General features: G+C 42.4%; 23 protein-coding genes. 21 read left to right on the forward strand and 2 right to left on the reverse strand.

Going from position 1 to position 25455, the window contains the following annotated elements:
• From IGI82_RS04670 to IGI82_RS04680, 3 genes are all read left to right on the forward strand, one after another.
• Nucleotides 1–1461 (forward strand): glycoside hydrolase family 1 protein, encoded by a 1461-nt coding sequence (locus tag IGI82_RS04670; protein ID WP_074536531.1) that lies wholly within the window; start codon nucleotides 1–3, stop codon nucleotides 1459–1461.
• A 247-nt stretch (nucleotides 1462–1708) separates the two neighbouring features.
• Nucleotides 1709–1909, forward strand: coding sequence for a cold-shock protein (locus IGI82_RS04675; protein WP_005225331.1), 201 nt, complete (start codon nucleotides 1709–1711; stop codon nucleotides 1907–1909).
• A gap of 550 nt (nucleotides 1910–2459) precedes the next feature.
• Nucleotides 2460–2813 carry a nuclear transport factor 2 family protein gene (locus IGI82_RS04680; protein WP_154694199.1) on the forward strand — a complete coding sequence of 118 codons (354 nt, stop codon included), beginning with the start codon at nucleotides 2460–2462 and terminating at the stop codon, nucleotides 2811–2813.
• A gap of 450 nt (nucleotides 2814–3263) precedes the next feature.
• On the opposite strand, the gene IGI82_RS04685 is transcribed toward IGI82_RS04680, so the two are convergent.
• The gene (locus IGI82_RS04685) at nucleotides 3264–4664 is read right to left on the reverse strand and encodes a metallophosphoesterase (protein ID WP_413158505.1); all 1401 of its coding nucleotides are present in this window, start codon (nucleotides 4662–4664) and stop codon (nucleotides 3264–3266) included.
• Between the two features lie 391 nt (nucleotides 4665–5055).
• Between IGI82_RS04685 and IGI82_RS04690 the strand changes: the two genes are divergently transcribed.
• The gene (locus tag IGI82_RS04690; protein WP_060792881.1) at nucleotides 5056–6432 is read left to right on the forward strand and encodes a CHAP domain-containing protein; all 1377 of its coding nucleotides are present in this window, start codon (nucleotides 5056–5058) and stop codon (nucleotides 6430–6432) included.
• Between the two features lie 164 nt (nucleotides 6433–6596).
• Here IGI82_RS04690 and IGI82_RS04695 read toward each other — a convergent pair whose 3' ends face one another.
• Nucleotides 6597–8735 (reverse strand): HelD family protein, encoded by a 2139-nt coding sequence (locus tag IGI82_RS04695; RefSeq protein WP_438841797.1) that lies wholly within the window; start codon nucleotides 8733–8735, stop codon nucleotides 6597–6599.
• Between the two features lie 263 nt (nucleotides 8736–8998).
• Here IGI82_RS04695 and IGI82_RS04700 point away from each other — a divergent pair, with 263 nt between their 5' ends.
• From IGI82_RS04700 to IGI82_RS04780, 17 genes are all read left to right on the forward strand, one after another.
• Entirely contained in the window at nucleotides 8999–10036 is a 1038-nt protein-coding gene (locus IGI82_RS04700; RefSeq protein ID WP_128488063.1) for an NADH:flavin oxidoreductase/NADH oxidase, read from the forward strand.
• A 154-nt stretch (nucleotides 10037–10190) separates the two neighbouring features.
• Nucleotides 10191–10508 carry a PadR family transcriptional regulator gene (locus IGI82_RS04705; RefSeq protein ID WP_008377296.1) on the forward strand — a complete coding sequence of 106 codons (318 nt, stop codon included), beginning with the start codon at nucleotides 10191–10193 and terminating at the stop codon, nucleotides 10506–10508.
• A gap of 6 nt (nucleotides 10509–10514) precedes the next feature.
• Nucleotides 10515–11348 (forward strand): hypothetical protein, encoded by an 834-nt coding sequence (locus IGI82_RS04710; RefSeq protein ID WP_128488065.1) that lies wholly within the window; start codon nucleotides 10515–10517, stop codon nucleotides 11346–11348.
• Nucleotides 11349–11466: 118 nt separating this feature from the next.
• Nucleotides 11467–12411, forward strand: coding sequence for a tocopherol cyclase family protein (locus IGI82_RS04715; protein WP_034858240.1), 945 nt, complete (start codon nucleotides 11467–11469; stop codon nucleotides 12409–12411).
• 90 nt (nucleotides 12412–12501) lie between these two features.
• Nucleotides 12502–14481, forward strand: coding sequence for a S9 family peptidase (locus tag IGI82_RS04720; RefSeq protein ID WP_325836404.1), 1980 nt, complete (start codon nucleotides 12502–12504; stop codon nucleotides 14479–14481).
• A 300-nt stretch (nucleotides 14482–14781) separates the two neighbouring features.
• Entirely contained in the window at nucleotides 14782–14934 is a 153-nt protein-coding gene (gene rpmG / locus IGI82_RS04725; protein ID WP_005225339.1) for a 50S ribosomal protein L33, read from the forward strand.
• Nucleotides 14935–14950: 16 nt separating this feature from the next.
• A complete protein-coding gene (rpsN, locus tag IGI82_RS04730) occupies nucleotides 14951–15220 on the forward strand; it encodes a 30S ribosomal protein S14 (RefSeq protein WP_270290616.1) in 270 nt (89 codons plus the stop codon).
• 15 nt (nucleotides 15221–15235) lie between these two features.
• Nucleotides 15236–15370 carry a putative metal homeostasis protein gene (locus IGI82_RS04735; protein ID WP_005237325.1) on the forward strand — a complete coding sequence of 45 codons (135 nt, stop codon included), beginning with the start codon at nucleotides 15236–15238 and terminating at the stop codon, nucleotides 15368–15370.
• Between the two features lie 29 nt (nucleotides 15371–15399).
• Nucleotides 15400–15570, forward strand: a complete 171-nt coding sequence (rpmF, locus tag IGI82_RS04740; RefSeq protein ID WP_005225341.1) for a 50S ribosomal protein L32 — start codon at nucleotides 15400–15402, stop codon at nucleotides 15568–15570.
• A gap of 37 nt (nucleotides 15571–15607) precedes the next feature.
• The gene (locus IGI82_RS04745) at nucleotides 15608–16003 is read left to right on the forward strand and encodes a hypothetical protein (protein ID WP_015509167.1); all 396 of its coding nucleotides are present in this window, start codon (nucleotides 15608–15610) and stop codon (nucleotides 16001–16003) included.
• A 25-nt stretch (nucleotides 16004–16028) separates the two neighbouring features.
• A complete protein-coding gene (locus tag IGI82_RS04750) occupies nucleotides 16029–16436 on the forward strand; it encodes a NusG domain II-containing protein (protein WP_005237322.1) in 408 nt (135 codons plus the stop codon).
• 375 nt (nucleotides 16437–16811) lie between these two features.
• Nucleotides 16812–17519: an EAL domain-containing protein gene (locus tag IGI82_RS04755; RefSeq protein ID WP_074932405.1), complete on the forward strand. Its 708-nt coding sequence runs from the start codon at nucleotides 16812–16814 to the stop codon at nucleotides 17517–17519.
• A gap of 4 nt (nucleotides 17520–17523) precedes the next feature.
• Complete coding sequence (locus IGI82_RS04760) at nucleotides 17524–18633, forward strand: GGDEF domain-containing protein (RefSeq protein ID WP_123834635.1); 1110 nt, start codon at nucleotides 17524–17526, stop codon at nucleotides 18631–18633.
• A gap of 332 nt (nucleotides 18634–18965) precedes the next feature.
• Nucleotides 18966–20018, forward strand: coding sequence for a GGDEF domain-containing protein (locus tag IGI82_RS04765; protein ID WP_005225346.1), 1053 nt, complete (start codon nucleotides 18966–18968; stop codon nucleotides 20016–20018).
• 59 nt (nucleotides 20019–20077) lie between these two features.
• Nucleotides 20078–21118: a bifunctional glycosyltransferase family 2/GtrA family protein gene (locus IGI82_RS04770; protein WP_005225347.1), complete on the forward strand. Its 1041-nt coding sequence runs from the start codon at nucleotides 20078–20080 to the stop codon at nucleotides 21116–21118.
• Nucleotides 21115–23379 (forward strand): glycosyltransferase family 2 protein, encoded by a 2265-nt coding sequence (locus IGI82_RS04775; protein WP_413158508.1) that lies wholly within the window; start codon nucleotides 21115–21117, stop codon nucleotides 23377–23379. Before IGI82_RS04770 ends, IGI82_RS04775 begins: the two co-directional genes overlap by 4 nt.
• Nucleotides 23354–25183, forward strand: coding sequence for a lantibiotic ABC transporter permease (locus IGI82_RS04780; RefSeq protein ID WP_413158509.1), 1830 nt, complete (start codon nucleotides 23354–23356; stop codon nucleotides 25181–25183). The genes IGI82_RS04775 and IGI82_RS04780 overlap by 26 nt, the downstream gene beginning before the upstream one ends.
• Nucleotides 25184–25455 lie beyond the last annotated feature (272 nt).

The following is a 25455-nucleotide window of genomic DNA, read 5'->3' on the forward strand; positions in this document are numbered from 1 at the left end:
ATGAAAAGTTATTTTCCAAAAGATTTCCTCTGGGGAGGAGCAACAGCTGCCAACCAAGTTGAAGGAGGTTCTGGAATCGATGGAAAAGGCTTGTCGGTTTCTGATGTCTATCTATTCGATTCCTCAATGCCGAAAGAACGATGGACTGACCAATGGCATATGATGACTCATCAGCAAGTTGCAGAAGCCCAGGATCCAAACAGCACGAAATACTATCCGAAAAGACAGGGAATCGATTTTTATCATCACTTTAAAGAAGATATTCGTTTATTTGCTGAGATGGGCTTCAAAGCCTATCGGATGTCAATTGCCTGGACACGGATCTTTCCAAAGGGGGATGAGGTAGAGCCAAACGAAGCTGGATTGGCATTTTACGACGCAGTCTTTGATGAGTGTTTGAAGTATGGGATCGAACCAGTGGTATCACTATCCCATTATGAGATGCCTTTGTATTTAGTGACTGAGTATGGAGGATGGCCAAACCGGCAAGTGATCGACTTTTATGTCCGTTTTGCCAAGACGGTGATTGAGCGATACCAAAAGAAAGTCAAATACTGGGTAACTTTTAATGAAATCAACTGTGTTAAACACCATCCATATGTTAGTGTCGGGATCATTGAAGAAGGTCATCCTAATATTGAACAAGACAAGTACCAAGGGGCGCACCATCAATTTGTCGCCAGCGCAATCGTGACTGACTATTGCCATCGATTGATTCCCGATGCCAAGGTCGGCTGTATGATCAGCTATCAATTATTAACGCCGTACAGCTGTGATCCGGACGATGTCCAAAAAACAGTCGAAAGTCAACGAACCTCACTCTTTTTCAGTGATGTGCAGGCAAGAGGCTATTATCCAGCATATGCCAACCGCATGTTTGAAGAAAAAGGAGTGGAATTGGTGATCGAACCAGGAGACTTAGAAGTCATCCGAGAAAACCCGGTTGATTTTGTTTCCTTTAGTTACTATATGTCCAGTGCAGTCAGCGCACATCCAGAACGATTGGAAAGTGCTGTTGGGAATCTGATCACTGGTGGGATTAAAAATCCCTATTTGCCAAGCAGTAAATGGGGCTGGCAGATCGATCCCAAAGGGTTGCGAACAGCATTGAATCAACTCTATGACCGCTACCAAAAACCTTTGTTTATTGCCGAAAACGGTTTGGGAGCAGAAGATGTCGTAAACGAAGATGGCACCATCGATGATTTTTATCGAATCGACTATCTGCGTCAGCATATTGAACAAATCAATGAAGCGTTGCATGATGGCGTCGAGGTCTTTGGCTATACGGCATGGGGCTGTATCGATATCATTAGTGCCTCAACCTCACAAATGTCGAAACGTTATGGCTTTATCTATGTTGACCAAGACGATGAAGGCAATGGCACAAAGAAGCGCATCAAGAAAGCGTCATTTGATTGGTATAAAAAAGTAATTGCTTCAAACGGCGCAACTCTTTGATTTTTGATTCTTCCAGATAAAGCAATTGCTAGGCTTAATCATAAGGTTTCTTAACAATTTACCTTTTTATCAAGAAAAAAAGCCAACTTTATTTGCTATTTTATTTTAACCATGCTATGATGAATAGGTAAAGTTCTGATATGTTAATACTTGTTTATCTTTTCTATTGATACACACTTCAATTACACATCATTTTCTATTACAAACAAATAAACACAGTCGATGTGTAATATGGAGGTATACGTTTATGAATAACGGTACAGTAAAATGGTTTAATGCAGATAAAGGTTTTGGATTTATTACAGGTGAAGACGGCAATGATGTATTTGCTCACTTCTCAGCTATCCAAGGCGACGGCTTCAAAACATTAGAAGAAGGTCAAGCAGTGACTTTCGACGTTGAAGAAGGCCAACGTGGCTTACAAGCAACAAACATCGTTAAAGGTTAATTGACGTTAACAAGCGAGAATCCATTGGGTTCTCGCTTTTTTTGTTTTATTTTATATAAATATTGAAATGGATCGGGTGTTGATGATCTGCTACAAGAGAATAGTTGCAGGTTTTGAGGACCTGACATGGTAAATAGTACATCTTTGATTTCACTATTCATCTAGCCCTAAGCGTCGCGGTTTACTTACCTATTATTTCTCATTCGATGATAAGCATATAAAAAGAAAGAGAGGCTGTATACCGTATTCAATAAATTAATAAAGTGGTTGAATAGGTTTAGTGGCGTTGCTACCATTAAAAGCAATGATTACTAGTGATTCAAATGGCATGACTCACGTGAATGGAATAAAGAAACAGGTAAAGCGGAACATGCCACGATTCAGGTACCCCGTACTTATACAAGAGTAATCGATGTGAAAGGTCGATAATTCTTATTCGTTTCATCGATATTGTCTTGAATGAATTGTAAAAGTAGAATATATTGATACAAATTAGCTACTTTTTTTATTGCGATTGGAACAAAGATGATTACATTTCGAGGGGATTTATATGAAGCCAAAAGAAATACTTTGCCAATGGGTTGATGCGTTTAATCAGGCAGATGTTGAAATTATTTCAGAATTATATGATGAGAATGCAATAAACCACCAGGTTGCTAATGAGCCAGTTGTTGGGAAACAAGCGATCAAGCAGATGTTTGAGCAAGAATTTTCTAACGCAAAAATGGTTTGTATCGTTGAGAATATTTTCGAAGATGGACAATGGGCAATTTTAGAGTGGCGTGACCCCTTAGGTTTGAGAGGTTGCGGTTTTTTTCAAATAGTAAATGATAAAATTTTATTTCAAAGAGGCTACTGGGATAAATTATCTTTCTTAAAACAGCACGACTTGCCTATTGAATAAAAGGAATTCCCTTATAGGAATGGTTAGCAGATATGCATGACAGGAAGGTTGATCGCTTCACGTAGAATTCTTAAAGGAGCAACACTGTTTGAAAACAATACCTTTTGTTTAAGTAATGATTAAGAATAAGCTAGTTTACTTCCGTCGGCGCCTAGTTGCGTGGTATAGTTATTGATAAGCGACAAATATTTTTGTACCACACGTTACTTGTTTTGAAGAAATTTATTCAAACCTGGCGTAACTTCAGAGTTACAAGGATACAATAGAGGTTAGGGATTGTATCGTTTAAATGAGAAATAAATAATAGTAGTAATAGTATGCTGCACTTTCAAAGAATAAATATTGACTCGTCAGATAGCCTTCTCGTTTACCCAAACGAGAGGGCTATCGTTCATTAGAAAAGAAAAAGTGTCTTTTTCCTAAAAGAAAGGAAGAAGACACTTTTTGGCTTTATTCTGCTGTGAGGGGGATCGTCAGTTTGCGATCATCGGTTTGATCGTCGAGCATTGAATCGACATATTGCTTCAAAAAGTAAGAATAGGTCGCTAACCACTGATACTCCTCGGAGTCTTTGATAGCAGTTTTTTCTTCGGCTGAGTAAGTATCATTGCCAGTAAAAAGGGCGGTGTTCAACTTCGTGACAAACGCGCAAAGTTTTGTCATCTGGGCATCTGACAGTTCAGACACTGCGGACAATTGGTCACGGACCAGTTGGTCGGTGTCTTTTTCAAAAATACTTTTCTGGTAGTTTTGATAGTTCAGCAACTGTTCATCAGTTTGCTTCGTTTCAGCCGCCCAAGCATCGAGATCAATCTGCCGAGCTTCATAGTTGATTTCCTTGTCAGAAAGAGAAAGGACGCCGTAGCCTAATTCTGCCGTTGAATAAGACCCAGTAACTGCTTCATAAAGCGAATCATTCCCTTCGTTAATGTCTTGAATGTGGATATGACCAGAGAAAACGGCTGGCACGTTGAAGCGTTCCAACAAAGCGACAGTCTCAGAGGCGTTATCGAGAACATAACCGTCTTGTAAGAGTTCATTATGACCAAACAAGTTATGGTGCAAAAAGACCAGTGGTACTTGCTCCGCTTCTTTCGTCAGGGTTAATTGCTCCTCCAACCAAGTTAGAGTAGCCGGTTTCAACTCACCATTCGTAGTAGGATCATCCCAATTAACCTCAGAATCGTAGATACATGAATCGAGCAAAAAGAGACGATACTTGTCGTTTAACTGAATGCTGTAGCTAAGGGAAGACTTGTCGATACTGTTGGCTTTTTCGTAACCTTCAGCAAAAATCGTTTGAAAATCCTCAGGACTGATTTGATCTGCGTAGTATTCCTTTTCACCTTTAAATGCTCGCGCCCAACCATTGTAAATCTCGTGGTTGCCAGGTAATGCTAAAACCATAATGTCAGCTTCTTGCAATGGTTCAAGCAATCTTGCCAACTCTTGAGCACTTGCTTTCTCGCCATTGAGCGTCATATCACCGGTCAAAATAATTCCCGTGGGTTTCTCTTTTAAGGCTTGAGCGGTGAAGGCCTCGATCGATTGTTCTTGATACGTCATCTCTTTGCCAGCAGCTCCCTTTGTGAAGGTCTGAAAGGCTGCGCCGTTATCATGGAGCGTGGAGGAAAGAAAATGAATATCACTTAAGAGCCAAAACTCACTGTTGCTAGCCTGTTGCAATGGAGTATCGGCTTCATGCACCTTACGAAATTGAAAGAATAACAGGAAACAGGTGACAAAAAGTGTAAGTAGTGCCAATGGCCAAAACCATTTTTTGTGTGTACGAATCGCGATTCCCTCCTCGCTTGTTTTATTTATTATAGAAAGGAATAGGGATCTTGTCACATAAATGGTCTTTTTTTGAATGATTTCTTGTTTTCATAGTTTTTCTTATTAAAAAAAGTGTGATCAAGCTTTAAACCCTGACGAATTAGCTTTACTTTCGATAAAGATAACATGAATTGATTTTATTTTTGATGATGAAAATGAAAAGAAAACGCAGTAATTTATTCAGAAACGTTGATTTAACGGTCTTTAATTGTTTTGTTATTTATCGTTGAGATAAAGGGAGTGTTAGATTGAAACATTTTTGTAACATTTCCTTTATCTGTGTGTCATATCATTATGGTAGAATTCATTTGTCGTTAAATCGAACATTAAACTTTCTTAGACAAAATTAAGTTTTTATAAAGGCAGTTCATCTGTCAAATCAACCAGCTAGTCGGAGGAAAAACGAGTGAAGAATAGTTTGTTATCAGCATTAATGGTGTGTTCACTAACATTAACAGCAGTTGCAGCACCTGCATTAGCATTTGCAGATTCCATTGATGATCAAATCGAGCAGCAAGACCAAAAAATCAATTCTCTTAAAGGTCAGCAAGCTGACGCCCAATCACAGATCGATTCTCTAGAAGCAGAAATTGAAACAGTGAGTGCAAAAGTTGCTTCATTAGAAGCGAAACAAGTTGAGTTAGGTCAAGAAGCTGAGAAATTGCAAGACAAAATCGCAACATTGAAATTGCGTATTGCCAAACGTGAAGAAGCAATCCAAAAGCAAGCCCGTGATGTACAAGTTAACGGTCAAAGCACCAATTTCATTGATGCTGTTTTAGAAGCAGATTCTTTAACGGATGTTATCGGTCGCGTACAAGCGATGACAACGATCGTCAATGCAAACAATGATTTAGTTGAACAACAAAAACAAGACAAACAAGATGTTGAAGACAAAGTCAAAGAAAACGAAAGCAAAATTCAAGAAGTTGCTGCGAACCAAGCAGAACTTAGCCAACAAAGAGATGCCATTGCAGCAAAACAAGCTGATTTAAATGTCTTGAAAGCAAACTTAGCAGCAGAACAAGCGACTGCTGAAAAAGACAAAGATGCTTTGAACAAGAAAAAACAAGAAGCGGAAGCTGAAAAAGCCCGTATCTTGAAAGAACAACAAGAAGCTGCTGCTGCTCAAAAAGCAGAAGAAGAAAGACAAGCTGCTGCTTTGAAAGAAGCACAACAAGAAGCTGCTGCTCAATCAACTGAAAGCACGACAGAGAATACAACTGCTTCTACTGAAACAGCAACAAGTAGTTCTTCAAGCAACACAAGCTCAAGCAATACCAGCAGTTCTAACAGCTCAAGTTCATCGAACGCAGGCTCTTCAAACACTGGTTCAAGCAATTCAAGCTCAAGTAACTCAGACTCAAACTCTTCATCAAACAATAATTCTACCGGAAGTATTTCTACTGGCGGCGGAAAAGATCATTCAAGCTCAGGTAACATGTATGCTTGGGGGCAATGTACTTGGTACGTGAAAAACCGCGCTCCTTGGGTAGGTACTTACTGGGGTAATGGTGCACAATGGGGTGCGTCAGCTGCAGCTGATGGATACACTGTCAATGGTACACCAGCAGCCGGTGCCGTGGTAGTCTTTGCCGCTGGTCAATCAGTTGGTGGCGAATGGACTGCTGATCCAACTTATGGACACGTAGCCTATGTTGAATCATACAACCCATCAAACAATACCATCACAATCTCTCAAGGCGGAATGGGCTTTGACAGTCCTGGTGGACCAAACACTGCAACAATGAGCGCATCTGGATATACTTACATCCATCGCTAATCAATTCAAAAGCAAAGCATCAACGCAATCGCGTTGATGCTTTTTTATTTGATCGATAGCTTTCTAAATCAATCAGATAAGAGAACTACTCAGAGAGGCAAGACAGGGTTCTCTCAAATCTCATCAAGATTCTATAGAAAGTAGGAGGTTTCTCGTTTTACTATTCAAGGAGTGAGAAACGGCGAAAAGGTTCCTTTTGAAGTTACCACCAGTTCTTCCATTGCACGAGAAATCGCCGTGTAGAGAATTCGCCGGTCTTGATCGGTATGATAATTTTCTTCTGAGACATCATATAAGAGGACCTGCTTAAATTCCAATCCTTTGGCAAGATGAATCGGTAAAACCGTTCCATGAAATGACACGGCCTGTTTATCGAAGACCTGTTTGAGCTCCTCACTGGATCGACTATCTTTGGTGATGATCGTTACTGGTTGCTTAAGTTCCTTTATTATGTCTACTAACGCAACGTCAGGCAGATTGGCATAAAACTGTGGCAACTTTCCTTCTGGTCGAACGGCAGAGATGTTTAAATTGGTTTCTTTTGGTAGCATTTGGGCAAATAACCGCGTGATTGCACCGCTAGAACGATAACTCGTAGTCAGCTGATACGTTTCGAGGAATTTCGCCTGTTGTTGAAATAACGTTTGGATTTCTGATACGGTGATGGCACTTGTAAAGATCGCCTGTTGCTGATCCCCCACGAGGGTAAAAGCGGTCATAGGAAAAAGACATAATAGAAACTGAATTTGTGCTGGCGTATAATCTTGGACTTCATCGATAAACAGATAGCGTAACGCAGGGACAGGTTGTTTTTCGGCGAGCAAATGACGAATCAGCAATAGACAAACTGTATAATCCAAACTATCTGTTGTTTGCGTCAAAGTGATCTGTCCGTGAGTAAAATAGTCGGCACTGTCTGCTAACAATCGTTTTGTATCAAACCAAGTAAGGTCGTTGATTTGTTTGGAAACCGTTGCGTATTTTTTCTTCAGGAGGCGAATGGCTGCTTTCTGAATCCTTTTTTCTGAATCATCCTTTAAAACTGTCCCTAATAGGGAGCGCTGTTCGTCTTCAGCCAAAGAACGAACTTGGTCGTGAACATTTGCTGCTAAGGCATTTTTTTGCAGTCGTTCCTCCCAAGCGTAAGCCAATTTCTTTTTGACTGCTTGGATGCGATCGCGCAAGGATGCCTGTTTCGGTGTCTCTTGGAAGAAAGTGTCGATCGTTTCTTCAGAAAAAAGGACGACGTTTTTTCTTTTGATTGGTTTAAACTGAAGCACAAGTTCTTCTGGCAGCTGTTTGCTCAAGGATTGAAGAAAGCGGCTGAAGTCCGCACTGCGCAAAAGGTCGATCGCTTCACTGGGTGTTTGCTGGATGCGGTCAAAATACGCCTCTTCCGATTCTAAGTCAACACTAGGAAATGCTTGGCAAAACTGCCGCATGGTCAACGTCAATGGATTTTTTTCACCGAGGGAAGGCAGCACTTGCGAAATATAATCAATAAACCGAGAGTTCGGGGAGAGGATCAAGACATTCTCTGCGGTCATCTCTTCACGAAAATGGTACAGCAAAAAGGCGATCCGTTGCATGACAGCAGACGTTTTTCCGCTTCCAGCAACACCGTTGACCAGTAGGTTTTTATGCGCTAAGTCACGGATGATGACGTTTTGTTCGTGTTGGATCGAAGCAGTGATATCTTGCATTTTTTGACTATTATTGGCTTCAAGGGCTGCCAGTAACACTTCATCTTGAATCGCGACTGAGGTATCAAAGGCTTGCTTCATGTGATCTTTTTCGATAATAAATTGTCGGCGATGTTCAAGAGCAGCAGAAATCGTCTGATTGTTCACTTGATAAGAGACCGGGCCCAAGCGTTTGGCATAGAACAATTCGGCAATAGGGGAGCGCCAATCATAGATCAACCCTTCCTTATTTTCATTAACAAAACCATTGATCCCAATATAAAAATCTTCTATCGTTTCCTCATCTTCAAATTGTAGGGAGATTTTACCAAAGTAGGGACTATCCAGTAGACGGTCGATGGCAGCTAATTCACGTTCAGCAGATTGAAGAGCGGCGTTCATTTGGTCGATCTCACGATTCTTACTTTCGATGGCAGCAAAAGTATCTAAACGGTCAGCAAAATTATCAAAGTTTAAGCGAATCTCTTCGCCGATGCTTTGCATCGCAAGGCGATCTTTTTTTCTGCCTTCAGTCAATAAACTATTCAGCACTGTCTTTCGCGTCAGCAATTGCTGGTACGTGTCTGCGAGATGCTTCTTTTCAGCCTTTAGGTCGTTCATTCAGACTCACATCCATTCTCCAAAGTATCTCAATTATACGAGCATCCACCAAAAATACTAGTCTATTTTTTTGACTCTGGATGCGGTATAATAATAGTGGGAAGAGGCAGCTGATTGTTCCAATGTCATGGGAGCAAGCAGAATGCGTCTATTTTTTTGTTTTAAAAATGGGAAAAAGGGTCATTGCTTGTGTTTTTGAAGGGGCTGTTTATACTGAATATAGAGAAAAATACAAAGCGAAAAATCGTTGAGGGAGTGTCAGCATGTCCAAATTATTGTCACCAGTGAAGCTAGCGAATTTAGCATTGGCCAACCGCGTCGTTATGTCGCCGATGTGTATGTATGAAGTAAAAAAAGAAGACGGTGTTGCGGAGCCTTTTCATTTTGTTCACTACGGGGCACGAGCATTAAGCAAAGTCGGCTTGATCATTATTGAAGCGACTGCCGTTGAACCAGACGGACGAATCACAAACAATGATCTAGGGTTATGGAATGAAGAGCAGCAAACAGAGCTGACGAAATTGGTGGAACTGCTGCATGGGTTCGATGCGCAAGTAGGCATCCAACTAAGCCATGCAGGACGAAAAGCAGTTGATGCCAGCAATCCTTTGGCACCAAGTGCCGTTGCCTTTAACGAGCGCTACCCATTACCGTCAGAAATGACCCTGTCGGAGATCAAACGGGTGCAAGATAGTTTTGTTCAGGCTGCCCAACGAGCAGCCAATGCGGGTGTCACGATGATCGAACTTCATGGGGCTCATGGCTACTTGATGGATCAATTTCTTTCGCCTCTCGTCAATCAACGAACCGACCTGTATGGTGGTTCCTTAGAGAATCGGTATCGCTTTGTAAAAGAAACGGTACAAGCAGTTCGAGCAGTCTTTTCTGGGTCCTTGTGGATGCGCTTGTCATTGACAGACTATGAAGAACCAGGACGCCAAAATTCGTTGGAAGATTGGCAGCAAGTGGCCCAATGGCTTCAAGCAGATGGCATTGATTGTCTTGACTGTTCCACAGGCGGTGTGGTGGATAAAAAGCCTAATATTCCGATCTATGATGGCTATCAAGTGCCCTTTGCTGCAGCTATCAAGCAAGTGGTCGATATTCCCGTAGCAGCAGTCGGTTTATTGGATAATCCTGATCTTTGCGAATATCTTTTGCAAACCAATCAAGTGGATTTGGTCCTACAAGGCCGCGCATTGATCAGAAATGTTAACTGGTTGGCAGATGCAGCGGCTAAACTTCACGATAAGTCCTTTCAAGCGTACAATGATTCCTATCAACGCGGGGTGAAGCGTTGAATCATTTGATAAAAAACTCTCCTAGAAGAAAATTCTTCTTAGGAGATTTTTTTATTCTACTAGTATGCTTTACAAACTAGTGTCAAACACGTATACTAGGTACAACACTAGTTTGTATAACAAACTAGATAAAGGGAGCCAAAGGAGGGAAATCGTGAAAGAGACGCAATTGCTAAAAGGGGTTTTGGAAGGGTGTGTTTTGCAAGTGATTGCTCAAAAAGAGATTTATGGTTATGAACTGGTACAGGAACTGAAGCAAAGAGGATTTGAAACGATCGTTGGCGGCACGATCTATCCTTTGCTGCAGAAGTTGGAAAAACAAGAACTTATTACCTCTGAGATGAAAAAATCACCTGAAGGACCTGATCGCAAGTATTTCTCGATCACCCCGAAAGGCATAGACTATTTGGCACAATTTAGAGAACAATGGACGAACCTAATGAAGAAAGTCGAAGGATTATTTAAGGAGTGAGGAAACATGGCAGATAAACAAGAGACGACCTATTGGCGAGAGCAAACCAATCTGATCGAGCAACAATTCAATGAGAAAAATCGCCAATTTTTTGATGATTTTCGAAGTTACCTCTTACTTTCCAGCCTTTTTTACGATGAGCATAAAGTAACAGAGCAGGTATACGCGATTGCAATGGATTTATTAGAAGCACAAACTCATGGAGAAGAGGCGCAACACTATTTTGGCAATGATCCGAAAGGGGTGGCAGATGAACTGTTGGCAAACACGCCAAAGAGCAATCTCAAAGAGCGTCTCAAATTGGCATATCTAGCGGTTGGTATCAGTTGGGGGATCAAGTTTATAGCTGATTTTACAAATCAAGGACCACTGGTTCTTAACCTGCTGGATTATCTTTTAACAGGATTGGGAACTGTGGTAGCGGTCATCGGGATTTTTGCGATCATCAGCAAAACCATCTATCAAAAGAAGGGCACAAGCAAGGTGATTCGTTTCGGCTCCCTTTGGCTCGTTGTGAGTGGCTGGATTGGTCTTTCACTGCTGATCAATCTGATGACCCCAAACTGGTGGCTCCTGACGATCGCATTTCCTTTTGATGTAGTATTGGTTGGCAGTTTGCTGGTAGCGGCGATCGTTTTTGTTGTATCACGCAAAGAAAAAGCTTTTTATCCGATCGTTTTTCTACTGGGGGTATTTGTGTTGCTTGGTTGCCTGCAAAAAGCCATGGCATTTTATCACATTGGGGATCCATCGTGGATGACCGGCGGACTTTTGACACTGCTCGTTGTAGGGTTTCTTATTTTTCTCTGGTGGACCCGTCGAGTGATGAAAAAGCAATAAGCAAAGCCCGAAACAAGTGTGTTGCTTGTTTCTGGCTTTTTTACATGGACAAAAGCATTATCCTGAGGAATCTTTCTGCTTCATGCTACACTTAAAAAAGAAACGGAGGGAAATCAAGATGTTGACAACAGATCGGTTCTTTCACGGCCACGACAAGCAGACCGCTTTTTTTGAAGGCTGGTACCATAAGCACCAAATTGGTGAAGAAGTCTATGCTTTTATTCCTGGTCTTTCGATTCAAGAAGACGGTACCAAAGAAGTGTTCATTCAAGTGATCAATCATGAGGGCGCGCATTACTTCTCCTTTCCAGAAACTGATTTTCAGGTTTCAGAAGAGGAGCGAAAAGTAACGATTGGTGACAATATCTTTAGTGAAGCAGGTATTCAAGTTTCTTTAAAAAATAACGATCTCCAAGTACAAGGAGCAGTAAAATACAACGACCACAAACCGATTCAGCGGACACGTTATGCGCCGAGTATCATGGGGCCTTTTTCGTATCTGTCATTTATGGAATGCTACCACGGTGTCTTGAGCATGAGTCATACCTTAGAAGGTACACTGTACTGGAACGAAGAACCAATCGATTTTACGAACGGGATCGGTTATTTGGAAAAAGACTGGGGTACCTCCTTTCCAGCAGCTTATATTTGGGTTCAGTGCAATAGCTTTGATGCGCCAGATGTTCGGTTCTTTTTCTCCGCAGCCGACATTCCCTTTGCTGGTTTTGCTTTTTTGGGAACGATTTGTGTTCTGCAAGTCGGCAGCCAAGAATATCGTTTTGCTACTTATCATGGTGCAAAGATTCATGATGTCAAACGTACGGAAGACCGTTTAGTGATCCATCTCAAACAAAAACAGTGGCTGCTGACGATCGAAGTGTTGACGAAAGAAGGCCATTCGTTGTTAGCACCTTCTATTGGGCAAATGAATCGGATCATTCGCGAAAGCGCCAGTACGGAAATTGCCTTGACCCTTTTAGAAAATGGGCAGGAGATCTTGCGGCAGACAGGGACGTCGGCTGGTTTTGAAGAAGTAGCGAATCTGCGAGGATTTCACTATTAAAAAAAGGCGGGAAAAAAGCAGAAAAATTCGTTTCTTTTGATATACTAGTAGATAGTTACTGCGAAAACACGTATCTTTGGAGGGAAACGGATGGAAAAAATAACGAATGAGACACTGTTTGAACTGAAAACGATTGCGCAGCCTGCAGTGGGGCAAAATCAAGTTTTTTACTTGGAAACGGCAGTCAACCAAGAGACCAATACGTATGATTCAGCGATTTATAGTATTGACCCAAAGACCAACGAACGGCGTGAGTGGGGCACCGAAGCGTCGACCCACAACAACCTAAAGGTCTCGCCAGATGAGCAAAGGCTCAGTTTTGTGACGACCGATCCAAAGAAAGGTGAAAGTACGTTATGGACGATGCCAGTGTCCGGAGGCAAGCCCCAAGCACTTGTCACTGAGAAGGGTCTGGGGGACTATTTTTGGAAGCAAGACGCAACTGCGGTCTATTATAAGCTGGCACAAGAAGAGCCGGTCTCAGAGAATCAAGACGACACAGAAAAGACGGACAAGCAAAAGGAATTTCCAGAAGTAAAAGCTACTACGAAAGTCAATTATTTGGCGGATGGCGTCGGATTTTTAAAAGAAAAAAAACATTCGATCATCAAAAAAACGATCGCGACACAAGAAACGGAACTGATTTTTGAGCATGATTCTCCCTTTGTTTTTTCTGGCATCGCGGATGATCAGAAGACGTTGTTCCTCACCTTTGACAAAGAGGAAGAAGATGAATGGGACTATGGCTCGAAGGTTTGTCTCCTTGATAGCCAGACGAAAAAGACAGAAAGTTTAGAAAACATCCTGCCAGAAGGAACCTACACTTTTGCTGCTGCGCGCAATGATCAGCTGTTACTATTAGGCAATGATCTCTCTTACGGATTTGTGACCTTGGATGATTTGTTTTTGATCGACTTAAAAACGAAAGCAGTCAAAAATCTTTCCAAGGAGTTAGATGTTGCCTTTGGCAATGCGATCATCAGTGATTTTCAACAAAAAAATCGTGGCGTAGCGATCACCTGGTTGACGGATGACACATTCCTTGTACCCGTAACAGAACATGGCAAGCTACAATTGTACCGTGCCACGACCCAAGGAGAATGGACCAAACTACTTGATGAAAAAATGGATATCCTCGATGCGGCGATCTATTCAGAAGCCAAACTTGCTGTTGCTTATGCGACGCCAACGATCCCTAGTCGCTTAGCGTTGATTGACTTAACAAGTGGCGAAGTAACCGATCTCTATGATCCCAACCAAGCAGTTATGTCACAATTAACGATCAGTAAACCTGAAGCGTTTTGGTACGAAGGAGCAGATGGCTGGCAAATTCAAGGCTGGTATTTGCCTCCGACCGAAACAAAAGAGAATCATCCAGCGATTTTGTACATTCATGGCGGTCCGCAGGTCTGTTATGGGGAAACATTTTTCCATGAGATGCAAGTCCATGCCGCTAATGGCTATGGGGTCATCTTGTTGAACCCTCGTGGCGGGCAAGGATACGGTCAAACATTTGTCAAATCGATTTTAGGTGATTATGGCAATAAAGATTATCAAGACTTGCTGTTGGGGATGGATGCCGTGGTGGCAAACCATCCAGAAATCGATACGAACACCATCCATGTGGCTGGCGGCAGTTATGGTGGCTTTATGACCAACTGGATCGTTGGCCATACCGATCGTTTTTGTGCGGCCGTTACGCAACGCTCGATCTCAAATTGGATCAGCTTTTATGGGACGAGTGACATTGGACCTGCCTTTGTCAAATTTCAATTGTTGCGGGAACTTGATCAGACCGAAGGACTTTGGAAGATGTCGCCTTTGGCCTATGCCAGCCAAGTCAAGACACCCACGCTAGTCCTCCATGGGGAAAATGATTTGCGATGTCCGCAAGAACAAGGTCAGCAGTTTTACATGGCATTGCAACGTCAAGGCGTCGATACGAAGCTGATGCTGTTTCCTCAATCCTCTCATGGTTTATCACGCAATGGCTTGCCGAACCTGCGGATAGAACGCTTGCAGGCGATCAGTGAATGGCTTGCATCACATGAGAACCAATCAGTAAATTAACCGAATGAAATCACCTGACAAAGAATCACGACTTGGGCTGCTTGAAAAGACCGACCAGTGATTCCTTAAAGATCAGGTGATTTTTTTGCGGGATCAAAAGCTATAGGTTTCTGTTATCTTGCCACCAATGACAGCGACGGTTGAAAACAAATTCATATGACGTTTTCTTCACGTGTTAAATAACAAAAAGAAGAAATAGTTTTGCTTGCTTCCTGTGTTTTAGTGTGATATGATACAAAACGTAATCGTTACACTTTGACTGTTCTTTTGGTGTGACGCAAGAGAAAGGAGCTGGTTATTATGAGAAACAATATTATTTTGGCATGTGTGGAGACAGGGGAAAGACTTTATTTGACCAATAAGAACCAGCGCAATACGCCGGAACGTTTAGAATTAAAAAAATATTCACCAAAGTTGCGGCGCAGAGCGATTTTTCGTGAAATCAAGAAATAGGAAGGAAAATAACTGAATGGCAAAAAAATCAAAAATTGCAAAATACAACAAACAAGTACAACTCATCGAACAATACCGAGCAGTACGTCAAGAACTAAAAGCACAAGGAGATACCCAAGCATTGGCCAAACTACCGAAGGATTCGATTCCGACTCGTTTGAAGAAACGGGATATGATCGATGGTCGTCCGCGCGGCTACATGAATAAATTCGGCATGTCACGGATCAATTTCCGTAAGCATGCACATCTCGGAGAAATTCCCGGCGTTACAAAAGCAAGCTGGTAACAGAAAGGAGTCAATATGGAAAAAACGGACTTGTCTAGTGCGTATCGACGTTTAAAGAGCCCGAACATCAAAACAAGGAAACGCGCATTAAAGATCATTCATGAATTTAAGCGAAATAAACGAAAAAATGCATTGCAGCTGCGTGCATAATGAGAAAGTGAAAGAAAGTTGGAAATGACATGGCAGTACCTGCAAGAAAAACATCAAAAGCAAAAAAGAATAAGCGCCGGACCCACTATGGCGTCAAAGCACCAGCGATTTCGTTTGATGGGACAACAGGAACCTTCAAGCGCAGCCACCATGTATCATTAGCAGAATATAAAGCGCAGCACCCGATCGAAAAGAATTAACGGCGTCTTATGACGCCGTCCAGAAAGCAGGGGGAAAATGGAGATCATCTATCCGTCATTGATTGAAGAAGCCTATCGTCACAGTAAAAAATTTCATCCAGAGATCACCAAAGAGGCAATCTATCGCCATTTTTACGAAGCGGGCTTGATCAAAGAAAACGGCGATCCGACGGAAAAAGCCTTGTCAGAAGGGGTCGTTAAAGATTATACTGAGGACTGGGATCTTACCTTTGAAGAATTTTTGATGATCTACCCCGTGTTTCGTTCCTTTGACTCAAAGCATTTCAAGAAGATCGAGCATTTTTGGGAAATGGATTTGGCTTTGCAAGAACAAATTCTTGCCCAATGGGAGCAAGAAACCTTCACAGAGGAAGAGATCATCGACCTAACTGCTTTTTTTGAAGAGCGATTACCTTCTAAAAAGCAACAGTGAATGAACCGTGAAAGGCGTACATGTGATGAAAAAGACGATCCAGCCATTTTTAAAACTTTTAAAGCCCTATGATTATCTGCTGTTTGTTCTGTTAGTTGTCGGCTCTTTTTTACCGCTTTTTCTATTTGAAGCACAAGCTCAAAGTGATACCGGCGATCGGTATGCAATCGTGCGGATCAATGGAGAAGAGGTTGACCGTTTTAACTTAGAAGAAATCGATGCGATGGAAAAAACCTACTATCCAGCAGAAGGTCAGTACAATATCGTCGAGATCAAAGATGGCGCGATCCGAGTTCGTGAAGACAATAGTCCCGACCAGATTGCTGTCAAAACCAGCTGGATCTATCGCAATGGGCAGACGAGCATTTGCCTGCCTCATAAGCTGGTGATCGAGATCAAGCAAGCCGGTGCCTCTGACTATTTAATTTATTAACAGAAAAAGGAAGCCAGCTGAACAATTCCTGTTCAGCTGGCTTTTTTATGAGGATGAGCAGAAGAAGCTGTCAAAACCGCCAATCGACCAACGTGTAAGTCAGCCAGAAACAGCGTTTTTGATACAAGAAAAGCGCAGAATTCCAACTGTCAGAAGAAAGAGGAACTATGGGTGAAAGCTACAATCTCTGTCCAATCGTTCACAAAAATTTCTGCCCAATCATCTAAAATAGTTGGGGAACTGCGGCTCTATTTGGTATACTTAGGCAAGTCAGTTCCTTTGAAGCTTCTTTTTCTAAGGACTATGAACGAGCGATGATACAAATATGACCAATTTTCGGAAGTGATAACTTTACTAGATGGGGGCTTAACGAAGATGGGAAATGAAACAATTTGGGAAAACACAGACAATTTTTATCTGTTATGTCAACCAATCATGCAGGTAGAATCGCTAAGTCAGCAAGAGGTGAACGGCTATGAGGTCTTGCTGCGCAGCGAGAAAAACAACCGCTTTCCGCAACAAGAATTCAGCGCAATGATTCAATCTGAAAGCGGCAATCAGCAGTTGATGGGGTGGTATGCCCAGGAGTTGCAACGGTTGTGCCAAAAAAAGCCGAAAACCCGCTTTAGTGTCAATATTCATCCACAACAGCTGCTGTGGCAGTCAACGTGGACTTTTTTTGAGGGGATGACTGCCCACAAAGAGCAGTTGCAGATCGAATTAACAGAGCATCCTGTAAAAGGTCAGCATGATTCTTTTGATTTGTCTACTGCCCTTGCAAAAATCAAAGCCTATGGCTATGTGATCGCTGTCGATGACATCGGCTGTGGCCAAAATACCCTGTCATTGGTCTTTGCCAATCTTGAAAATGTGGATTGTTTGAAATTTTCACTACTGCCGTTTATTCAGCTCGATGAGGAGATCGGGTTTAGTTTCTTGACTTGTTGGTTGAAGGTCGCCAAAAAGTATCAGCTTGAGTTGATCGTTGAAGGCATCGAGACCCGCGATAAGATGGCGCAGCTGCTTGAGATGGGGGTTCATTTACAACAAGGATATTTATGGTCTAAAGGAGAGCGATTGTGATGGAATGTTAGAACGAGGCGTGCTCTTGGCGTTTGGTTTGCCGCTGATGATTGCCAGTTTACTGGTGACCGCAGATGTTTTTGTACGAAGTGTGCAAAAAATATCGGTTTCTCGTCCATTTAAGTATTTTATTATTGGTATTCTGACGTTTACGCATTTGTATTTTATTCTTTCTTTTTCAATGAATTCAGTTGGGTTTATCTGTTATCAATACACAACTGCTTTTATTGCGAGTCATTTTTTCTATGGTGATCGTGGCAAGATCTTGATTTTGATAACGCCGTGTATGGTCGTTTTCTATTTACTGTTTGTCGGTTTTTCTGACATTGGCAAAGCCTTTTATTTACCGCTATTAGGTGTCGGCGTCTTTGTCCTTGATTTTCTCTTATCAAAAATCAAGCCGCTGCGTCCGCAACAGCAATTTTATTTGATGTATTTTTTGACCTGTCTGATCTCACCGCGTTTTTCGATGTTGGTCCATCATACGACGACCTATGACTGGGAAGCTATGTTGGCAGTACTTGTTGGTTCTTTTGTGCTGTTGGGCGGCTTTATGTGGCTGCATCGGTTGATTGAAGGCGAAGAGTACCAAGTACTGGCAGAGTTGGCGAATAGTAAGATCGATGCGTTGACCGGCTGCTTCAACTATGGGACCTATAACCACGATCTGCTTCAAGCCGTTTCACAGAAAAAGACTGTGACGATCGCCATGATCGATCTCGATCACTTCAAAAAGGTCAACGACCGTTATGGTCATATCGCTGGAAATGAGCTGTTGAGAACCTTTGCCACACGGACAACTATTTTTTTAGAGGCGCATTTTGCCGAGACCTTTTCCTTTTATCGTTATGGCGGCGAAGAGTTCTGTGTCGTGATCGAAGGGGATGTCAAAGAAAAGACCGTAGCTGCGATGACGACGCTGTGTCAAACTATTTCCAGCAGTATGTTTCCTGTCGCCAATTTTGAAAAAGGGACGATGTCTTTGTCTTGCGGCGTTGAAGCGAGCACCGTTTGTCATGGCGATATCTTGGCAGCCGTCGAAAGAGCCGATCAAGCACTCTATCTCGCAAAACAAAGCGGTCGAAATCGGGTGTGCACCTTACCTGAGACGTAAAAAAATAATGAAAAAATGATTTGCACAAATTCACAAAGAATTAAATCTTTATGCACAAAAAGTTAGTAATAATAAAGAAATAATGTTATTTATTTAAAAAATATACATTTTGCTTTTTTTGTTTATCTTGAGAATCTTCGCATATCAACAAAAAGATTGAAACTATGTATAATTTCTGGTAAATTATTCTAAATCAAGAGTGATAAAAACTGTCAATAATAAATAGTGATTCTTACTTGATGCTTTGTCCGCTTTTCCAATGAAATGTTTCTGGAATTGTCCCGTCGAATCAGCAAGTAAGGGTTCTTTTTTTTAGAAAGGAAGCACAGGAAATGGCAAATACGCTGGTTGTCAATACACTCGCAAATTTAGGCGCAATTATCATCAATATTTATTTGTTATTCAAAATCAGTGACGGATTCGTTGGCCAAGGGACGTTCAAAGCGAAACAGATCGCAGCTGCGATTGCTTGTGAAACCGTGGTGGGGATGCTGATGATGAATTTCTCTTACGTCGTATATGAAACGCGATTTGACCTGCGCTTTTTGCTTTACGCTTTTTCCATGAAATATCTGGGGTGGAAGGTGACCGTACCGACGATGGTCAATCTAGCGTTAGGGCGTTTCTTGTTTGAAGTATCAAAATCGTCTTGGTTGAACTTATATCTTACGTTTTTTTTGATAGTGACACTGACATTTCTGCATGCCTGGGCCAAACGGCGATTTACTGACAAACAAGAGTTATTCCTATCAATTACCTACTTGATCGCTATCTCCTTTCTTTTTGGTTTTTATCTGACGGGTGATATTCAAAAAACGACCCTAATTTATATAGTTTATGGCATTCTCGCCTATACATTGGCGTTTTTCCTTTACTCGATAGTAAATGATATGCAGCGCATTTTGGCATTGGTCAAAATCGATGATCTTACGCAGTTGAACAACTTCCGTAAATTTCAAGATGACCGCCAACGCCTAGACACGACCGAGGTGGACTTATCGATCGCTTTGATCGATATCGATCATTTCAAAAATTACAATGACCGTTACGGACACCGTGCTGGGGATGTGATTTTGCAAGAAATCGCTCGTATTTTTTCGACCTACTGTACGGCGAGCAATCCTGTCTATCGCATCGGTGGGGAAGAGTTTGCGATCTTGATCCAAGGAGACGCACAGGCTGCTGCTTATCTCCTCGAAAAAATCCAAAAGCGCATCCGTTACCAAGAGATCATCTTGGATGCAGGCGATTCGGTCAGCATCACGTTGTCGATTGGGATCGCACAACGGCAAAAGGGCGAGTTGCTACAGCAAACACAAGAACGAGCCGATCAAGCATTGTATCGAGCCAAGCGCAGCGGTCGCGACCAACTCTGTCTTTACTGATGGAGTTGGCTTCTTTTCTTTTTTATTTTCAAAAATACTACCTTAAATGAGGAGCGCATATGGAAAATAGTTTAATCATGATTCCTTCGCTAGAACCTGACCACAAACTGCTGGCTCTGGTGGAGAAAATTCGTTTGCATAACCAGCACCTGCCGATTTTGGTCGTGGATGATGGCAGTGGGGCAGCTTATCAGCCTGTCTTTTCGGCATTGGCACAGCAGTTTGGTTGTCAGGTTTTGACCCATCCAAAGAATCTTGGAAAAGGCGCAGCCATCAAAACCGCCCTCACCGAAGTGCTGACAAACCAGCCAGCTGTTGAATTTATGGTGACCATTGATTCGGATGGGCAGCATGAGTATACCGATATGATGGCTTGCTTAGCAAAGGCCCAAGCCCATCCCGACAGTATTATTTTAGGGACCCGATCCTTTGGCAAAGAAGTGCCCTTGCGGAGTAAGTTCGGCAACATTTTGACCCGAAATATCCTACGTTTAGCGACTGGTCTTGCCATCGAGGATTCGCAGACGGGCTTAAGGGTTTTCCCTCGGAAATTCATGACAGATTTGTTGGCGATCTCAGGTGAGCGCTTTGAATATGAAACGCGGATGCTGATCGAAGCCCAGAAACGGGGGTGGCCGATTCTCTCGCAACCGATCGCCACTATCTATATTGAAGAAAATGCCTCTTCCCATTTTCGGGTCTTGGCAGATTCCGTCGCTATCTATAGCGTCTTTTTGAAGTACTTGTTTTCATCTGTGGTCTCCTTTTTTGTCGATGTGATCGCCTATGCGTTATTGATCCATTTCTTGTCTGTCATCGATCTGTCCTCCATCGTGATCGCTTCGTTGGGTGCCCGCTTGATTTCGGCGATCGTCAATTACTACATCAATCGCGAGCTTGTTTTTGGTCAACGGACAAAGAACAGTATGCTGCAGTATTTTTTATTAGTGATCGTACAGATTTTGCTGTCCTCTTTCCTCGTCTACCTGATCTATTTGATCCTGCCGATCGGGGATTCTGTGTTGTTAAAAATAGGCGTCGATTGCCTGCTCTTTTTCTTTAGTTACCATGTGCAAAAAAATGTCATCTTTAAGGAGTGATTGAGGTGGAACAAAAACGTTTGCCTTGGGCGAAAAAAGTCGTTTACTTTCTGGCGTTTGTCTTCTCACTGATCTATTTATCATGGCGGGGGCTGTATACATTGCCATGGCACGAGTCTTGGTTTGCCCTGCTGTTTGGTTTGCTGCTTTGGGGCAGTGAGATCGTATCGAACTTTACGGGCTTGCTGTTGATTTGGAACAAAAACAAAGCAAAGCCTTTTGAAAAACCGATCGTGCCAGAAGCCGACTATCCAGCGATCGATGTGTTGATTGCTACCCATAATGAAGAAGTGCCGCTTTTATTAAAAACAGTCAATGCGGCAGTTCATATGAAATACCCCGATCCCAAAAAAGTTCACATCTACTTGTCAGATGACACCAACCGTCCAGAGGTCAAAGCACTGGCAGATAAATTTGGCATCGGCTATATCGGATTGACAGGCAATCAGCATGCCAAATCAGGCAATCTCAATCATGCATTGTCAAAAACCAATTCGCCGCTAGTGGCGACCTTTGATGCAGATATGATCCCTTACTCAGATTTTTTGCTGGAAACAGTGCCATATTTTGTGGCAAATCAGCAGGAACGCCGCAAAGATCAGACCATCAAACCGTTGGGCTTTGTCCAAACACCGCAAAGCTTTTACAATGCGGATCTTTTTCAGTACAATCTTTTTTCAGAAGCGGCGATTCCTAACGAGCAGGACTTCTTTTCCAGAGAAGTCAATGTTTTGAACAATGCCCATGATACAGCTATTTATACAGGATCCAATACGGTGATCGCACGAGAAGCGATCGAAGCCGCCGGCGGATTTCCGACGGACACGATCACGGAGGATTTTGAATTAGGTGCCTTGATCAATTGCCAAGGTTATCGCAGTTTATCAACACTGCAGCCCATGGCCAGCGGTCTGTCTCCCATTGATATCCCAAGTGCCTTAAAGCAGCGGATTCGCTGGGGAAGAGGAGTGGTCCAAAGTGTCCACAATCTCCATCTTTTTAAGAACAAAACGTTGTCTTTGGCGCAAAAAATGGTTTTCTTAAACAGTTATTTGTATTGGTGGTCGTTTTTGCGTCGGTTGCTGTTTATTTTCGCGCCGATTTTGTACACCGTTTTTAATGTAAGGGTCGTAGAGACCAACTTTTGGGTCTTGCTGCTGTTTTGGCTGCCAAGCTATACGTTCTTGCATTTGGCGATGCAGGATTTGAGCAGTGATATTCGAACGCAGCGCTGGGGCGAGATCCAGGAAACGATTTTTGCACCTTACCTAGTGATTCCTGTCTTTTTACAAGCCATTGGCATCAAAGAGACCCGTTTCAAAGTGACCAATAAAGCAGCAACTCAGTCTAAAAAAGACTTGTTGTTTGTGGTGCCGCATTTGTTGCTGTTGATTTTGACGATTATCGGCTTAGTGAAGTTTAATTACGGCAAATTCGGTTCAGAGATTTTCTATGGCAGCGTGTTGACCTTCTGGCTGCTGACCCATTTCTTTAACTTAACCTTTGCGGTCTTATTTTATCTCGGTCGCCCGATTTACCGAACGACGGAACGGTTCAGAGCCCATTATCCTGTTGAAGTTTCCGACCAAGACGCCAGCTATTCTTTGATGACAGAAAATATCTCAGAAAACGGCTTGTCCTTCGTTTCTGACGTTCCTCTTTATTTTCCGCCAGATGTGCCACTGACTTTTAAAATCACCCGTAACGGCTACCAAGCAGAGATGACGGGAAACGTCGTCCGCGTCTTTTCAGGCAAGGATCGCTGGGTCTATGGGGTTGCTTTACACCAATTATCAGAAAAAGACTACTTGGCTTATTTGCAGATCATTTATGATGGCTTCAATCAAAGCCTGCCAGTTCTGCGTGACCCGTGGATGACCTTCTTTGACAGTCTTTTTGAAAATCTCGGTAAGCATCTGCTGCAAGCCAAACAAAAGCCATTGCCGCCTCAACGAGTGCCCATACTGACCATTGATCAAAAATGGAACTTTGATGAAGGAACCTTTGCGGTCACAACGTTTGGTTTTGACCAGCTCACGTTGGTAAAAACAGAAGAAGTCGAGATGCCTGCCCATCTAACCTTACCGATCAGTAATCTTGTGCTTCACGCTGAAAAAGCAACGCTTCAACCAAAAGAAAATCAAGTGATTTATCAAGTAAGCAATCTTTCCGAGCTGCGTTTTACAGCAGCCTTTCAAGAATGGGTAGACAGCTTGCTGAGAAAGGAGGAAGATGATGATCGAGATCCTGCTGCGATTTAGTCTCTTTGGTTTATCATTAGCTGGCTATGCCTATCTTTTTGTACGAGTTTGCCATTTTCCCAAACACATCAGCTGGATCGCTGCTTGCTGTTTGCCGATCCTCGTTCTTTCCTTTGTCGCATATGGTCCCAAAGGATGGTTGATCTGGGGGGCATGGGTTTTATTTGGTCTTGGCTTACTATTATGCGTTTGGCGTTTTTGGCAGGAGCGCTATCAGGTACGGTGGGGCTTACAAGAGCCCATCATGCTGTGGTTTTACGGCTATTTTGCTTTGTTCGTTTTAACATTGCTTCACAGTCATTTGACCCACTATGACAACTTCTCCCATTGGGCGACGATCGTTAAATTCCTTTATACGCAGGGACAATTGCCAACGGCAGCCGATGCCATCATCAGTTTTACTTCCTATCCTTTAGGCAGCTCGCTATTTGTTACTTATACAGCGATCATCGTTGGCTATCATGAGAATGTCTTGCTGATTGGTCAATTGATTTTGATTTTCTGTAGTCTGTATAGTTTCTTTGCGATTATTCGTGATCCGAAAAGAAAGCTGGCTTTTGCCCTGATCTTCACCAGTATGGCGGTTTTCAATTATTTTAATATTGCGATTCGAATGAATAATTTGTTAGTAGACTTTATCCTGCCAGTGTTGACTTTAGCTGGCATCGCTGGCTTATTCGCTTTAAAAGGCAAAGTACTACCGTCGATCGGTTTCTTTCTTTTGATTGGCGCCTCTCTTGATTTGGTCAAAAATAGTGCGGTCTTTTTTCTGCTGATTTTAGGCGGCTATTTACTAGTCTGCTTGTGGCAGGCATCAGTTCGTTGGCGGCAACGGCTGGGCATGATGATTGTAGGATTAGCTGCCATTGGGCTATCTGTCCTGCCAGCGATTCTTTGGAACCTGCATGTCAAAGCGAATTTTCCTAAATCGAAGCATGAAGTCAGCGTGACCGCTTATAAACAGATTTTTGGCGAAAAGGATTCTCAGATACTGCAGCAGATTACGGATGTGTTTGTCAAAACGATCACGGATGTTGCGACGATCTCCACGCAAGGGATTCTCTTGATCCAGGTCATCCTGTTGGGCAGTTGGCTATTTGTCCGATTTATCATGAAAAAACGCAATCCATTTTTAAAAGAACTGCTGTTGATCGATGGTATCATTGGGGGGTATTATTTAGGAATCTATGCCATGTTCTTGTTCTCGATGCCCACTGATGAAGCATTGTCTTTGGCAGGGTTCGATCGCTATGCCTCAAGTATCGTGATTTTAGCACTTGGCTTAATGACCTTTTTCATGGTCAGAGGCATTGATCATTTGTATCATGAACAAGCGATCGATCGGCGAAACTACCGTAGTTTTGCCAGCTTGACCACGAAAAAAATCTATCAATACAGTACCTTGATTCTGTTATTTTTTGCGACATTGCTGATCCTTTCAGAGAATAATGGCATGCGTTATACCAATCGTGAATATGCTGCTTCGATTCCAGCACAAGTTTCAGCCGTTACTGGCGATCACTTTGACCTAAACGAGAAAAAATATTTGGTGGTCAGTACTAACAAAGAAGCAGTAGATAGCTACTTAGTTGGCTATGTCGGAAAATATTACTTGTTTTCACCTAATGTCGATGGCCGAGAGAATTTCCTCTTATCCGATGCAGAATTTCGCTCGCTATTAAAGCAATACGATGAAGTCGTCGTCTTAGAAGAGCACTATACCTTTAATGCCATGACGAAGAAGCTAACAGGCAAGACCTTTGCCCCAGGCGTATATTCGGTGGCGGAGGTGTTGGGGCGTTAAACGAAGGAATTTTTCAAGCGTGTCTCGTTATTAGAGAATCAAAAGTTAAAATACCAATGATACAGACGACAGTTCGTTTGTTCATTGGTATTTTTTTTCTGTTCCCACTGAGTAATATCCTCTATACTATGAAAATACCAAGGGACATGTAAATAATCTGGATTAAACGAAAAAGTACACATGAAAAAAACGGCGCAATATATTCAGTGCCTATGATTTACTGTAATGAATGCAGTAAAAGTAAGTGTTTTCATTTTTTTAAGAAAAAGCTA

Source organism: Enterococcus sp. AZ067, from assembly GCF_051715005.1.
GTDB classification, from domain to species: Bacteria; Bacillota; Bacilli; order Lactobacillales; family Enterococcaceae; genus Enterococcus_D; species Enterococcus_D casseliflavus.